This window comes from Bradyrhizobium sp. AUGA SZCCT0105 (genome assembly GCF_018129565.1).
Taxonomy (GTDB): Bacteria; Pseudomonadota; Alphaproteobacteria; order Rhizobiales; family Xanthobacteraceae; genus Bradyrhizobium.
Map to the genome: position 1 here is coordinate 512671 of NZ_JAFCMK010000001.1, position 14399 is coordinate 527069.

Here is a 14399-nt window from a genome sequence, read left to right on the forward strand (position 1 = left end):
CTCAGTTTTGACTGTTCAGTCTGCGGGATGATTTATCCTCAGAACTGACCTTGGCATAGCTCATTCAATTGAACTGTTTTGCAATTCAACTGCTTTGGAGTGTTGCCGATGGCTCGCGTGGTTCGTTTTCATCAACATGGTGGTCCCGAGGTGCTGCGGATCGAGGATGTGGCGATCGCGCCGCTGGCGCGCGGCGAGATCCGGATCCGGATCAAGGCGCTCGGACTGAACCGCGCCGAGGCCCTGATGCGCAGGGGGACCTATATCGAGACGCCGGCGCTGCCGTCCGGCCTCGGCCTCGAGGCCGCCGGGCTTGTCGAAGCGATCGGCGAGGGGGTCGGCGGCTTCGCGCTTGGGGATGCCGTCAGCATCGTGCCGCCGATCTCGATGGCGCGCTGGCCGGCCTATGGCGAGCTCGCAACGTTCCCGGCCGCGCTCGTCGTCAAGCATCCGCCGGTGCTGGGTTTTCAGGAGGCCGCCGCGGTGTGGATGCAATACCTCACGGCCTATGGCGCCTTGATCGATATTGCCAAGCTTGCCCGCGCGGAGTTCGTCGTCATCACGGCAGCATCGAGCAGCGTCGGGCTCGCTGCGATCCAGATCGCCAATCGTATCGGTGCGATTCCGATCGCGGTGACGCGCACCTCAGCCAAGGCGCAGGCCCTGCGCGAGGCCGGCGCGGCGCATGTGATCGCGTCCGCGGAGGAAGACCTGCAATCGAGGCTGGAGCAGATCGCAGGGCCAAACGGCGTTCGCGTGGTGCTCGATCCGGTCGGCGGCCCCGTCTTCATGCCGCTGACATCAGCGATGGCGCATGGCGGCATCCTGATCGAGTATGGCGGGCTCAGCGAGGCGCTGACGCCGTTTCCGCTGTTCACCGTGCTGAGCAAGAGCCTGATCCTGCGCGGCTACCGGGTGCACGAGATCGTTCAGGATCCGTCGCGGCTCGAGGCGGCGAAGGCGTTCATCCTCGACGGGCTTGCAGACGGCGCGCTGACGCCGATCATCGCGCGGACGTTTGCCTTCGAGGAGATCGTCGCGGCGCACCGGTATCTGGAGTCGAACGTGCAGTTCGGGAAGATCGTCGTGACGGTGTGAGAGTAGGATGGGTAGAGCGCAGCGAAACCCATCATCGGTTCCGCTGGCGAGATTGATGGGTTTCGCTGCGCTCTACTCATCCTACAAATCTTGGGCTCACGTCCCGCAGAACGTCTGCGTCACCATCTGCTCGGGCAGCGGCGGATCGGCATAGGCCGCGAACTGCGGCTGATCCTCGAACGGCCTGGCCAGCACCGTCAGCAACTCCTCGAACGGGGCATAGTCGTCGCTATTGACGGCGGCCGCAATCACCGCCTCGATGCGGTGGTTGCGCGGGATGAAGGCCGGATTGACGGCACCCATCGCGGCCTTGCGCTCGGCCGGCGTTTGCTGTTCCAGCGCGAGGCGGGCGCGCCAGCGGCCGGCCCATTCGTCGAAGGCTGCAGGATCGGTGAACTGCGCGCGGGCGTCGGCGGCGTCGCCGCTCGCTGCCTCGCCGAGATGGCGGAAGGTCAGCGTGAAGTCGGCCGCGTTCCTGGCCATCGCGTCGAGCAGATCCTGGATCAAGGCCTCGTCGCCGTCGCGCGCAGTGAACAGGCCGACCTTGGCGCGCAGCCCGGCCTGATAGGTCGTGGTGAACTTCTCCGGAAATTCGCCGAGGATCACTTGCGCCTGCTCGATGGCCTTCTCCTGCTCGCTGTCGAACAGCGGCAGCAGGCATTCGGCGAGCCGGGTCAGATTCCACAGCGCGATGCGCGGCTGGTTGGCATAGGCGTAGCGGCCCATCTCGTCGATCGAGGAGAACACCTGCGCCGGGTTGTAGGCGTCGAGGAAGGCGCAGGGGCCGTAGTCGATGGTCTCGCCCGAGATCGAGCTGTTGTCGGTGTTCATCACGCCATGGATGAAGCCGACCAGCAGCCAGCGCGCGACGAGGCTTGCCTGCCGCGCCACGACGCCGGCGAGCAGCGCGTGATAGGGCTGGGCGGCATCCTTCAGCTCGGGATAGTGCCTGGCGATGACATGGTCGGCCAGCGCACGCACGCCGTCGGTGTCGCCGCGGGCGGCGAAGAACTGGAAGGTGCCGACGCGGATGTGGCTCGCGGCGACGCGGGTCAGCACCGCACCCGGCAGCGCGGTCTCGCGCATCACGGGTTCGCCGGTGACGACAGCGGCGAGCGAACGCGTGGTCGGGATGCCCAGCGCGAACATCGCCTCGCTGACGATGTATTCGCGCAGCACCGGACCGAGCGCGGCGCGGCCGTCGCCGCGGCGGGAGAACGGAGTGGGGCCACTGCCCTTGAGCTGGATGTCGCGGCGGACGCCATCCTTGTCGATGACCTCACCGAGCAGGATGGCGCGGCCGTCGCCGAGCTGGGGCACAAAGTGCCCGAACTGGTGGCCGGCATAGGCCATCGCGATCGGGTCCGCCCCGTCGGGCAGCCGCTTGCCGGCGAGGATTTCGGCACCCTCCGCCGTCGAGAGCAGGTCCGGATCCAGCCCGAGCTGGACCGCGAGCGGCCGGTTCAGCTTGATCAGCCGAGGGGCGGCCACCGGGGTCGGCGCGACGCGGGCGAAAAAGTTCGCCGGCAGCGCCGAATAGGTGTTCTGGAAGGGGAAATGGATGGTCATGTCCAGAAAGATAGGCCGAAGGTGAGAATAGGCAAACGGTCGGCGCCGGAGGACCCAAAATGTGCGTTTTCGAGCTAAAACTTGTCCTTCCGTTGGTTGCCGCCCCGGGCGGGCTCGGGTAAACCCAGCGCCTTCGAATAGGATAATTCCTATTGCGATTCCTCTCCGACCATCAGTTTTGGAACGAATATGCATCGCTACCGGTCACACACATGCGGCGCGCTCCGAGAGAGCGATATCGACCAGACGGCCCGGCTGTCAGGCTGGGTCCACCGTGTCCGGGACCATGGCGGCGTGCTGTTCGTCGATCTGCGCGACCATTACGGCATCACCCAGTGCGTGGCCGACCCGGACTCGCCGGCGTTCGCCGAGGTCGAGAAGTTCCGCTCGGAGTGGGTGGTCCGGATCGACGGCAAGGTGCGCCGCCGTCCCGCCGGCACCGACAATCCCGAACTGCCGACCGGCCTGATCGAAATCTACATCAAGGAGATCGAGGTGCTTGGCCCGGCGGCCGAGCTGCCGCTGCCGGTGTTCGGCGAGCAGGAATATCCCGAGGACATCAGGCTCAAATACCGCTTCCTCGACCTGCGTCGCGAGAAGCTGCACCAGAACATCATGACCCGCGGCGCGGTGGTCGATTCCATGCGCAAGCGGATGAAGGAGCAGGGCTTCTTCGAATTCCAGACCCCGATCCTGACGGCGTCGTCGCCGGAAGGCGCGCGCGACTTCCTGGTGCCGTCGCGGATCCATCCCGGCAAGTTCTACGCGCTGCCGCAGGCGCCACAGCAGTACAAGCAGCTGCTGATGATGTCGGGCTTCGACCGCTACTTCCAGATCGCGCCGTGCTTCCGCGACGAGGACCCGCGCGCCGACCGCCTGCCGGGCGAGTTCTATCAGCTCGACGTCGAGATGAGTTTTGTTACCCAGGACGACGTGTTCGCGGCGATGGAGCCGGTGATAACAGGCGTGTTCGAGGACTTTGCCAAGGGCAAGCCGGTCACGAAGAACTGGCCGCGAATTCCGTTCGCGGAAGCGGTGCGCAAATACGGCTCCGACAAGCCTGATTTGCGCAACAAGATCGTGATGCAGGAAGTCTCCGAGCATTTCCGCGGCTCCGGCTTCAAGGTGTTCGCGCGGATGCTGGAAGACCCGAAGAACCAGGTCTGGGCGATCCCCGGCACCGGTGGCGGCTCGCGCGCCTTCTGCGACCGCATGAACTCGTGGGCGCAGGGCGAGGGACAGCCGGGCCTCGGCTACATCATGTGGCGCGAGGGCGGCGAGGGCGCCGGTCCGCTTGCGAACAACATCGGCCCCGAACGGACCGCTGCGATCCGCGACCAGCTCGGCCTGAAGGAGGGCGATGCCGCGTTCTTCGTCGCCGGCGATCCAGAGAAGTTCTGGAAGTTCGCAGGTCTCGCGCGCACCAAGCTCGGCGAGGAATTGAATCTGATCGACAAGGACCGGTTCGAGCTCGCCTGGATCGTCGACTTCCCGATGTACGAGTATGACGAGGAGAACAAGAAGGTCGACTTCTCGCACAACCCGTTCTCGATGCCGCAGGGCGGTCTCGACGCGCTGAAGTCGCAGGATCCGCTGACCATCAAGGCGTTCCAGTACGACATCGCCTGCAACGGCTACGAGATCGCCTCCGGCGGCATCCGCAACCACAAGCCGGAAGCGATGGTGAAGGCGTTCGAGATCGCAGGCTATGGCGAGCAGGAGGTCATCGACCGCTTCGGCGGCATGTACCGCGCGTTCCAGTACGGCGCCCCGCCGCATGGCGGCATGGCGGCCGGCCTCGACCGCATCGTGATGCTGCTCTGCGGCACCAACAATCTGCGCGAGATCTCACTGTTCCCGATGAACCAGCAGGCCATGGACCTGTTGATGGGCGCGCCGTCGGAAGCCTCGCCGAAGCAGCTCAAGGAGCTGCACATCCGGACCAACCTGCCGGCGAAGAGCTGACGGCGGAGAGATTACCTAGCTCCGCTCTTGTCGAGTACGTAGCCCGGATGGAGCGAAGCGAAATCCGGGGCGGTCTCTCCTGCGGCGACATCTTTCCCGGATTGCGCTTCGCTCCATCCGGGCTACGGGATGGAGCGACCGCGTCACAGCCCCGTCGAGGCCTCGATCCGGAATTGCGCCAGCGCCGACTGTGGATCGGTCTTGAGCAGCTGCATCAGCTGAAGCGCCGGCGCTTTCGCGCGTGGGGTCAGCTTGATGACGAGCGTCTGTCCCGGCGTCTCGATGAACTGGCTGATCGCGGTGATGAGGGCCGTGGCATCCGGATTGGCGCCACCGATCGCTTCGCCCTGCGCCTTGATGCTGGTGAGAACGGCGTTGCGCGCCTCGTCGCGGCTGACGTTCTGGGTGCGCGCGTATTGGGCGATGGCGAGATCGATGACGCCGAGGTCGTGGACGGCAAGTTCGATCGTGCCGGCCTCGATCTGCGCGGCAGCGCCCATGGCTTCCGCGGCGCTGGTCGAGAATGCCTCGCGCGGCACGTTGGCGAGCGAGACCTTCGCCGACGCATTCAACAGGCCCGCCATGTCGAGCTTGACCGGCTCGAGCGCGAACGAGCGTGACGCCTCGGTCCAGACCGCGCCGAGATCGGCATCGACGGCCATCCAGTCGATCCCGGCGGCGACGAGTGCCTGTTGGCGCGGATCGGTCGCATCCAGCGGTGCCGCCATCTTCGCGACCAGCCGCAGCTTGCTCGGGATCGTTCCGACGAACTGGCCCCAGTCGAGGCTGAGGACGTCGATGTTGACCGGCTTGCCGGTGGCCTTGTAGGGCGAGGTGACACCCTTGATCTCGACCCCCTCGATCAGCGGGAACAGCGTGAGCGCCTGTTCAGGCGACGGCTTCTGCGCGGCGAACTGCGCCGAGAGCCGGATGAAACTGGCGACATCGAGCGACTTCAGCGCGAAGCGTCCGACTTTGAAGGGACCATTCGGGGCATTGCCGTCAAGTCCCTCGACCGCAAGCTCGCCGATCTTGCCGTGTTCGAAGTTGAACCGCATCGAGGCAAGCCTGAGCGGGCCTTTCGGAGTCTCGACCGAGAGCCCATGCAGCTCGGCATTTCCGATGCTGGCACCCGAATAGAGGCCGGCGACTTTCTCCAGCAGTTCGCGCGCCTGGGCCGGAGACGGCGGTGGACTGCCCGGTGGCGGGACCATTGCCAGCAGCGCCGGCAGTTGCATCTTTGACGGGTTGACCCTGACGTCGTCGATGGTCATCCCATCGATCCGCATGTTGAGGGGAGGCGTGGTCGTAGTGGTGATCACGTAGGGGCCGGCGGAAACGTGCCCCTGAACCCGGTACTCGCGGTCGTCGTTGGCCTTGGCGGGATCGAATATCGCCGCCATCGCGCCGACGTCGATATCGGTCGCGACCATATTCGCAAGATCGCCGGTCGTCTTGATCGCCTTGCCCGCCGCCTGCGAGTTGATCGTGAACGCGACCTTGTCGATCTTGTTGGTGCCGATCTTTCCGTTCTTCATGTTTTCGATGGCAAGGCCCGAATAGGCGAATTCGCCGCCGGCGCCGTCGCCGACATGTGCGGCGGCGCTGAAGGTCATCGTTCCAGTCAAGGTGGGCACGGTCACGGACGATGCGTTGATGCTCGCGCGCTGGGTGAATGCGAACCGGTACAGCTCGAAGATCGAGGACGAGGCCGGAAGCTGGGGCAGGCCGGCCGGACCGGAATAGTCCTTCACGGCGATGCGCGGCGCCTTGTAGGTCAGGGTGGCGATGGTCGGCGTCGGCCCCGTCGCACCGATCTCGACATCATTGAATGCGATATTGTCAGCGGAGATCCGGCCCGCGTCGGTTTGACCGAGGCCCGTCATGGTGAGGCTGGCAATCCTGACGTTGACCGGAGATTGCGACCCCGACTCGGTGGCGATGTCCGAAATCGTCAGGGTGCGGCTCTTGGTGTCGAAGGTGATCTTGCCGTGGCTCGCCTTGGTGCCGGCGGCACGGACCTGCTCGAAGGCGGCCTCGACGTCGCGCGTGACCCGGCGCTGGGCATAGAAGTCGAAACCGAAGTAGCCGCCGGCCGCGACGACTGCGACGGCGACCAAGCCGAGCAGAATTTTCTTCATTCGGTCAACTCCGGATCATCAAGGAAAAAAATTGCCAATCGGCGGTCGGAAGGTGCAGCATCGATGAACGGGCCCGCCCGGGCCTGTTGACGGGGATAGTATCCGATGTTGCATCCAAGCGGCGGGACATGCTTCACATCCGGCTCGATTTGCCGGACAACTGACTTTTGCCTGGATTAGCACAGAAACAAGAAATTTGGGCCGGAAACGCGGGAAGCACGCATGTCGTCATCGTCTGAAGAACTCCATAACGCCGCGCTCGCCTATCACCGGCTGCCGCGGCCGGGCAAGCTCGAGATCCAGGCGATCAAGCCGCTCGCCAACCAGCGCGACCTGGCGCTGGCCTATTCGCCGGGCGTGGCCGCCGCCTGCACCGAGATCGCCAAGAACCCGGCCGAGGCGGCGACGCTGACCGCCCGCGCCAATCTGGTGGCCGTGGTCTCGAACGGCACGGCGGTGCTCGGGCTCGGCAATATCGGCCCGCTGGCCTCCAAGCCCGTCATGGAAGGCAAGGCGGTGCTGTTCAAGAAATTCGCCGGCATCGACGTGTTCGACATCGAGATCAACGCCAATACGATCGAGCGCGTGGTGGAGACCGTCGCGGCGCTGGAGCCGACCTTCGGCGGCATCAATCTGGAAGACATCCGCGGGCCGGAGTGCTTCGAGATCGAGGCGCAGCTCAAGGAGCGCATGAAGATTCCGGTGTTCCACGACGACCAGCATGGCACCGCCATCATCGTCGCGGCCGCGATCGTCAACGCGCTGCTGCTGAATGGCAAGAAGCTGCCTGACGTCAAGATCGTCTGCTCGGGCGCAGGCGCGGCGGCGATCGCCACGCTCAACCTGCTCGTGTCGATGGGCGCGCAGCGCAAGAATATCTGGGTCTGCGACATCGACGGCGTCGTCTATGAGGGCCGCAACACCACGATGGACCGTTGGAAGGCGGTCTATGTCCAGAAGACCGACGCGCGCGTGCTGGCCGATGTCATTCCGGGCGCGGACATCTTCATCGGGCTGTCGGCGCCGGGCGTGCTGAAGCCTGAGATGGTCAAGCAGATGGGGGATGGGCCGCTGGTGATGGCGCTTGCCAATCCGGTGCCGGAGATCATGCCGGAAGAGGCGCGCGCGGCGCGTCCCGACGCGATGATCTGCACCGGCCGGTCGGACTATCCGAACCAGGTCAACAACGTGCTGTGCTTCCCCTTCATCTTCCGCGGCGCGCTCGACGTCGGCGCCACCGCGATCAACGAGGCGATGAAGCATGCCGCAGTCGACGCGATCGCGCAGCTCGCGCGCGATCCGCCGTCGGATGCGGTGGCCCATGGTTTCGACACCGGCGAGACGCAGGGGTTCGGCCCGGGCTCGCTGATCCCGAGCCCGTTCGATCCGCGCCTGATCCTGCGTATCGCACCGGCCGTGGCCAAGGCCGCGATCGAGTCCGGTGTCGCGACCCGGCCGATCACCAATTTCGACGAGTACGCCGCCAATCTCGAACGTTTCGCGTTCCGCTCCGGCCTCACCATGAAGCCGGTGTTTGCCAAGGCGAAGACCCAGCCGGTGCGCGTGATCTACGCCGAAGGCGAGGATGAGCGCGTGCTGCGCGCGACCCAGGTGGTGCTCGAGGAAAAGCTGGCGCGGCCGATCCTGGTCGGCCGTCCGTCGGTGGTCGAAACCAGGATCAAGCGCTTCGGCCTGTCGATCAAGGCCGGCCGCGATTTCGACCTCGTCAATCCCGAGGACGATCCGCGCTACCGTTCCTACGTGCAGTCCTACATCGACGTCGCCGGCCGTCGCGGCGTGACGCCGGAGGCCGCGCGAACAGTGGTCCGCACCAACAATACGGTGATTGCGGCGCTGGCGGTGTCGCGCGGCGAGGCCGACGCGATGCTGTGCGGCGTCGAGGGCCGCTACATGAGCCATCTGCGCCATGTCCGCGAGATCATCGGCTTCCTGCCGGGGGTCAGCGACTATGCCGCGCTGGCGCTGATGATCACCTCCACCGGCGCCCATTTCCTCGCCGACACCCAGGTGCGGCCGAATCCGAGCGCGGAGGAACTGGCGGAAGTCGCATCGCTCGCGGCGATCCACGTCCAACGCTTCGCCTTCAAGCCGAAGGTCGCCTTCGTGTCACATTCCGACTTCGGCAGCTATGATACGGACTCCTCGCGCAAGATGCGGCGGGCCACCCAGCTCTTGAAGGACAAGCATCCGGAGATCGAGGCCGACGGCGAAATGCAGGGCGACACCGCGCTGTCGGCGGTTGCGCGCAAGCTCGTCCTGCCGCAATCGCGGCTCGAAGGCGAGGCCAACATCCTGATCATGCCGAACCTCGATGCCGCCAACATCGCCTACCAGATGATCAAGTCGCTGGCCAACGCGTTGCCGGTGGGGCCGATCCTGATCGGTCCGGCGCGTCCGGCGCACATCCTCACCCCCGGCGTGACGGCGCGCGGCATCCTCAACATGACCGCGGTTGCCGCGGTCGAGGCCCAGGAGCGCGCCGGCCGCGCGCAGCCGACGCTGTTCGGCTGAGCAAGAGTTGTTTTCAGCATGATCTCCGCGCAAACGCATGGCGTTTGTCGCGGGGGAAAACCGCTAGGCACTTTGCGCTAGCGCGGCCCTTCGGGTCCGGATCATGCTCGAGACGGATTCGATTTGATCGAAGCAGGCGGGGCGGCCATACTCGCTCCGCCTGCTTCGTCCGATTTCTGCCATCCAGTGAGGCCGACCCATGCCAGCGTTCATTACCTTCGGGCGCATTCTGTTCGCCGTGCTGTTCCTCTATTCGGGGGCGAGCAAGCTGTTCGGCATCCAGGCGACGGCGGATCTGCTCACGGCCAAGGTGACGATCCCGGTAATCGTCGCGCCCTATACGCAGCAGATCGAAACCTTCGTCGGCATGCCATTCATGCAACTGCTGGCGATCACGATCGGCGGCTTCGAGATCATCGCGGGGCTGATGATCGCGGTGAACGTGCTGGCAAGGTTCTTCGCGATCCTGCTGATCATCTTCGTGTGCTTCACGACTTTCTATTTCCATGATTTCTGGAATCAGCCGGCGCCCGACAACGCCAAGACCCTGATCGACGCGCTGAAAAACCTGTCGCTGATCGGCGCGCTGTTCATCATCGCAGGCTACGGCCGCGGCCCGCGCCGCGACGACCCGGCGTATGGGGACGTGTAGGAAGATACGGCGTAGGATGGGTAGCTGCGTAGGATGGGTAGAGCGAAGCGAAACCCATCACCGTGCCGCAGGTTAGAAGTGATGGGTTTCGCTTCGCTCTACCCATCCTACGGGCATCGCCGCTTTCAACCCACCCGCCGCCATGGCGTGACGCTGACATCCTGCGCGGCGTCGATCAGTTGCGGCGCGCCGGCGTGAAGGCCGTGCGCTGACAGCACCTGCTGCGGGGTGCGGGCAGGGACGCCGGGAAAGCACGGCTCGCCGTCGGGGATGCGCACCTTGGGTGCGACCGAGAGCCAGAACGTGTCGTAGCGGTCCATGAACATGCCGAACACGCCGGGGCCGCCGATGATCGCGACCATGCCCGAGGTCACGCCGGCCTCGCGGCTCGCGGCCTCGAACGGGCAGCCGGCGGGATTCCACAACAGCGCCTTCGGATTGTCCGGGTCGGCTGCGATGGCCGCGACCTTGCCGGTCAGGATCAGGCGGCGCCGTTTCGGTGCGTTCGGCTGTTCTTCCTGGGAGTGGCGGCCATGCACCACGAGATCGGCACGGTCGAGGGCTGCGGTGAAGAACCGCTTGTCGCCCTCGACCTTGAGATCGTCGGGCATCACGTTGTGCGAGTTCGCCAGCCGGCCGTCGGCCGAGACGATGACAAAGCCCTCAATACGCAACGCAGACACCAGGATGGTCGCCGGCGCGGCTACTGATCGACGGTGGTGACGACGCTGTTCACCGGCCGCGAGCTTACCGTCGGCAGCTTGACGTCCTTGGCGAGCTCCTGCTCGTATTGCGGCAGCACGGTCGCCGGGAATTTGGCGCGCATCGCGACCACCTTGTAGCCGCCGGCCTTGAGCTGCGTCAGCAGCGTGGGCAGGGCCTCTGCAGTGTGCTTCTGGAAGTCGTGCATCAGGATGATGCCCTTGCCGAGCTTGGCGAGCTTCTTCATCACCGTGTCGATCACCTGTTGCGAGTTCTTCGACTTGAAGTCGAAGGAGTCGAGGTCGCAGGAGAAGATCGCGATGTTGCGGTTGCCGAGATAGGTGACCATCTCCGGCGGATGCTGCAGCGCCGGGAAGCGGAAGAACGGCGAGGGCGACGTCTCGAGCGCCCACTTGACCGCAGCCAGGCCGCGCTCGATCTCGTCCTTCTTCTGATCCTCGGTCAGCTTCTTGTTGTTCAGATTCTCGTGCGACCAGGTGTGCGAGCCGACGGTGTGGCCGGCGGCATAGACCTGGCGCAGGATTTCGGGGTGATAGGTGGCGTGCTTGCCGATCGGGAAGAAGATGCCCGTGGTGCACTCATCCGCGAGCGCCTTCAGCACCGCCGGTGTGTTGGCCGGCCACGGACCGTCGTCGAAGGTCAGCACCACCTCATGGTCGCGCAGGAAGTCGAGCTGCTTGAAATGCTCGAAGCCGAAGCCCGGACCGCCAGTGGTGTCGATCTCGACGGTGCGGGCGACGCCGAGCGCATTCGGATTGTTGCAGGCGGCACGTGCCGGCTGCGGCGGTTGCTTCGGCGGCACTTGAGCAGCCGTTGCGGCGGGCGCCGGTGCAGCGGCGGCAGGCGCCGCGGCCGCCGGCGCCGCGGCGGCGCCCTTGGCGGGCGGCGTCTGCGACCAAGCTGCGCTCGACGCGAGCAACGATACGGTCCCTGCGAAAATCAGACCTGCCGCAATGCGCATGGCGTGTTCCCTGCTGATCGCGCTCCCGGTGTCGGCACTGCCGCAACCAAGGCCGCTTCACCCCCAACCGATCGTACCCTAGTCACAGTGCCGACGCCAAGGCAATGAACGTGGCGCCCTCATGCCCAAAATCCCAGTTAATTCCGGGGATTATCGTGGCATCTCAGGCCGCCGCCAGTGCCCGTGCGATCCCGGTCTTGATGCGCGTGTCGTCCGGTGTGACCGACTCAGGGAAGACGTCGGCGATATAGCCGTCGCGGCCGATCAGGTATTTGTGGAAATTCCAGCGCGGCACGTCCTTCGGCCGTGCCTCCGCCGCCCAGCGGTAAAACGGGTGCGCGTTGGCGCCCTTGACCACGGCTTTCGCCGCGATCGGGAAGGTGACGCCGTATTGATGCTGCGCGGTCTCGGCGATCTCGGTCGGGCCGCCGGGTTCCTGGCCGCCGAAATCATTGGAGGGTACGCCGATGATGACGAAGCCGCGATCGCGGAATTCGGTCCACAATTGCTGCAGGCCGGCATATTGCGGCGTGAAGCCACAGAGCGAGGCCGTGTTCACGATCATCAGGGGATGGCCGGCATAGTCGGCAAGGCGGATGTCGCCGCCGGAGAGGGCCGGAAATGAGAAGGCGTAGGCGGTGATCCGGCTCATCGCCGGCTGCTCCGCATGCAGCGCACGGGATCCCGCGGCCGCGGCGAAGGCCGCCACGATCAGTGTCCTGCGGTCCATCATGGTCTCGTCCCCGGAACAGATGTCACTGACATCATAATCCAGCGGGCAGGCGCTGGCCTTCAAGAAGGCGTTATAGGTCGCGGTTAGCGCAGCGGCAGGATGAAGTCGGTGCCTTCGCCGGTCTCGCCCTGGTTCACGCCGAGGTCGGAGACGATGATCGATCCGCCGGTGCCGAGCGCTTCGTTAATCCGCGCCATCGCGTCGGCCGGGATTGAGATGCGGTCGAGCGCCTCGGTCGGGGTGTCGGTCGCCGGCTGCGGCTTGACCTCGGCCGGCGCTGCGGCCGCGAGCTTGCGACGATGCGCGGCACGTTCCTCGACATCGATGCGGGGGGCGTTGCGGATCGGCAGCGTCACCACCGACCAGCGCAGCAGGTTCACATCGGTCTTGTCGGCCTCCGCGGTGAACACATGCGTGCCGAGCGGCCGGTCACTCGCCGCGATCGTCACCGGCGCCTCGAACAGCGGCGCAAAGTTCTGCCGCACATAGAGCTTGGAATCCTTGCGGCTGATGAATACCGCGATCTGTCCGGCGCGCTTCGGCGCGTCGATCTTGGCTACGCCCGGCAGCCGTGCTGGATCCTTGGCTGCGTCCTGCTTTGCATCCGGGGCATCAGCGGCGGTTGCGGCCTCGGCGGCCTCGTCCGCCGTCTTGACCGCATTCGCCGCATTGGCGGCGTCCTTGGCCGCATCAGCCTTCGATGCGTCGGCCTTGGGCGCCTCGACAACGCCAGGCTTGGCGGCGTCCGGCTTGGGCTCGTCGGCCTTAGCTTCGGCCTTCACCGGGTCGCTTGCGGACACCTCGGACTTCGGGGTGTCGGTGCTGCCGGTGACTTCGCCGACCGTCCTGTCGTCGTTGGCGACGCTGCTGTCGCCAGCAGCGGAGTTGGTCTCGGCCGGCTTGTCGGCCGCGGCAGTCTCGGTCGCGCTCGTCTCGGACTTGTCAGCCGCGATCTTCTCCGCAATGGCGTCGCGCGCGGTCGAGGAGGAGGCATCGGACATCGTCGCCGACGCGCTCGCCGCCGGCATCGCGCTGCTGGCGTCGGCGGTGTGGGTGTTGTCGCGCAGCGACGCGGCGGCGGCATGGCCGACGCTGGTGCGCAAGTCGAGACTGGATTGCTTGTCCGCACCCTTGTCGCTCTTCACGCCGAGCGGCGCATCCATCTTCAGGACTTCATCGGCAACCGGCTGCTGCGGGATGACCTTCTGCGTCACCAGCAGCGGATGCGAAAAACTCTCCGGCGAGATCGTGCCCGGCGTGACGAACACGCGGGCGCCCATCCGCGTCCAGTTGTACATCTTGACCGCAAACGACATCGGCATGCGGATGCAGCCATGCGAGGCCGGGTAGTTGGGCAGCACGCCGGCGTGCATGGCGATGCCCGACCAGGTGATGCGCTGCATGTACGGCATCGGCGCGCCGCTGTAGATGTTGGACTGGTGGTATTTCTGCTTCTGGATGACGCTGAAGACACCCATCGGGGTCGAATGCCCCTTCATGCCCGTCGATACCGGGCTCTCGGCGTAGAGGCCGTTGGCGTCGTAGATGCTGATGCGCTGCTGGTCGATCGAGACCGAGATGATCAGGGGCCCCTGCGGCTTGCGGCCAGCCTCCTTCTCGATCGCCGGATTCTTCTTGGCCGTACTGCGCTTCGGCTTCGGCCGGGGCTGCTGCTGCGGCATCGGCTCGACATCGCCGTAATAGCCGGAGTCACGGTTCCAGTAGAACAGCGCTGCATCGGCCTGCGAAGAGGCGGCCACGGTGCCGGCCGCTGTCAGAATTGCAAACTGCCAGAACCGCCCGTTCGCAGAATCAAAAATCGAAATCCGACGTCCGCTTGCGCGCATATTCCGAATCCCAGTCCAAACTATCTGTTGGTTGTCGCAGACGCCGAACGCGTTCACCAGCGCAAGCGATCTAACCCTTCCGTGAGGGGCGATTTTTCGACGAAAGAGTAGCAAAAAAGCCTCACAGGAGGTTAAAGCGCCCGGTTTGATCACCGAACTGTCAGCGCCTTCCCGTGCG

General features: G+C 65.3%; 10 protein-coding genes. 4 read left to right on the forward strand and 6 right to left on the reverse strand.

Going from position 1 to position 14399, the window contains the following annotated elements; translation table 11 throughout:
* Window positions 1-108: 108 nt before the first annotated feature.
* Window positions 109-1098, forward strand: a complete 990-nt coding sequence (locus tag JQ573_RS02345; RefSeq protein WP_212317686.1) for a zinc-dependent alcohol dehydrogenase family protein — start codon at window positions 109-111, stop codon at window positions 1096-1098.
* Window positions 1099-1194: 96 nt separating this feature from the next.
* Here the strand turns inward: JQ573_RS02345 and JQ573_RS02350 are convergent, their stop codons facing one another.
* Complete coding sequence (locus tag JQ573_RS02350; RefSeq protein WP_212317684.1) at window positions 1195-2667, reverse strand: YdiU family protein; 1473 nt, start codon at window positions 2665-2667, stop codon at window positions 1195-1197.
* Window positions 2668-2856: 189 nt separating this feature from the next.
* Between JQ573_RS02350 and aspS the strand changes: the two genes are divergently transcribed.
* The gene (gene aspS, locus JQ573_RS02355) at window positions 2857-4632 is read left to right on the forward strand and encodes an aspartate--tRNA ligase (RefSeq protein ID WP_212317682.1); all 1776 of its coding nucleotides are present in this window, start codon (window positions 2857-2859) and stop codon (window positions 4630-4632) included.
* Window positions 4633-4775: 143 nt separating this feature from the next.
* On the opposite strand, the gene JQ573_RS02360 is transcribed toward aspS, so the two are convergent.
* Window positions 4776-6773 carry a hypothetical protein gene (locus tag JQ573_RS02360; protein WP_212317680.1) on the reverse strand — a complete coding sequence of 666 codons (1998 nt, stop codon included), beginning with the start codon at window positions 6771-6773 and terminating at the stop codon, window positions 4776-4778.
* A gap of 222 nt (window positions 6774-6995) precedes the next feature.
* Here JQ573_RS02360 and JQ573_RS02365 point away from each other — a divergent pair, with 222 nt between their 5' ends.
* Window positions 6996-9305: an NADP-dependent malic enzyme gene (locus tag JQ573_RS02365; protein WP_212317678.1), complete on the forward strand. Its 2310-nt coding sequence runs from the start codon at window positions 6996-6998 to the stop codon at window positions 9303-9305.
* Window positions 9306-9504: 199 nt separating this feature from the next.
* Window positions 9505-9957, forward strand: coding sequence for a DoxX family protein (locus JQ573_RS02370; protein ID WP_212317676.1), 453 nt, complete (start codon window positions 9505-9507; stop codon window positions 9955-9957).
* A gap of 125 nt (window positions 9958-10082) precedes the next feature.
* Here JQ573_RS02370 and JQ573_RS02375 read toward each other — a convergent pair whose 3' ends face one another.
* The 4 genes from JQ573_RS02375 to JQ573_RS02390 form a co-directional block, all read right to left on the reverse strand.
* Entirely contained in the window at window positions 10083-10640 is a 558-nt protein-coding gene (locus JQ573_RS02375; protein WP_212317674.1) for a dihydrofolate reductase, read from the reverse strand.
* Between the two features lie 20 nt (window positions 10641-10660).
* Window positions 10661-11641 carry a polysaccharide deacetylase family protein gene (locus JQ573_RS02380; protein WP_212317672.1) on the reverse strand — a complete coding sequence of 327 codons (981 nt, stop codon included), beginning with the start codon at window positions 11639-11641 and terminating at the stop codon, window positions 10661-10663.
* A 163-nt stretch (window positions 11642-11804) separates the two neighbouring features.
* The gene (locus tag JQ573_RS02385; RefSeq protein ID WP_212317670.1) at window positions 11805-12374 is read right to left on the reverse strand and encodes a glutathione peroxidase; all 570 of its coding nucleotides are present in this window, start codon (window positions 12372-12374) and stop codon (window positions 11805-11807) included.
* Between the two features lie 83 nt (window positions 12375-12457).
* Window positions 12458-14221, reverse strand: coding sequence for a L,D-transpeptidase (locus JQ573_RS02390; protein ID WP_212317668.1), 1764 nt, complete (start codon window positions 14219-14221; stop codon window positions 12458-12460).
* Window positions 14222-14399 lie beyond the last annotated feature (178 nt).

What these genes read in the sequence shown, in the direction of transcription:
- JQ573_RS02345 (WP_212317686.1), top strand. Translation starts at nt 109, where the DNA reads ATGGCTCGCGTGGTTCGTTTTCATCAACATGGTGGTCCCGAGGTGCTG.
- JQ573_RS02350 (WP_212317684.1), bottom strand. Translation starts at nt 2,667, where the DNA reads ATGACCATCCATTTCCCCTTCCAGAACACCTATTCGGCGCTGCCGGCG.
- aspS (WP_212317682.1), top strand. Translation starts at nt 2,857, where the DNA reads ATGCATCGCTACCGGTCACACACATGCGGCGCGCTCCGAGAGAGCGAT.
- JQ573_RS02360 (WP_212317680.1), bottom strand. Translation starts at nt 6,773, where the DNA reads ATGAAGAAAATTCTGCTCGGCTTGGTCGCCGTCGCAGTCGTCGCGGCC.
- JQ573_RS02365 (WP_212317678.1), top strand. Translation starts at nt 6,996, where the DNA reads ATGTCGTCATCGTCTGAAGAACTCCATAACGCCGCGCTCGCCTATCAC.
- JQ573_RS02370 (WP_212317676.1), top strand. Translation starts at nt 9,505, where the DNA reads ATGCCAGCGTTCATTACCTTCGGGCGCATTCTGTTCGCCGTGCTGTTC.
- JQ573_RS02380 (WP_212317672.1), bottom strand. Translation starts at nt 11,641, where the DNA reads ATGCGCATTGCGGCAGGTCTGATTTTCGCAGGGACCGTATCGTTGCTC.
- JQ573_RS02385 (WP_212317670.1), bottom strand. Translation starts at nt 12,374, where the DNA reads ATGATGGACCGCAGGACACTGATCGTGGCGGCCTTCGCCGCGGCCGCG.
- JQ573_RS02390 (WP_212317668.1), bottom strand. Translation starts at nt 14,221, where the DNA reads ATGCGCGCAAGCGGACGTCGGATTTCGATTTTTGATTCTGCGAACGGG.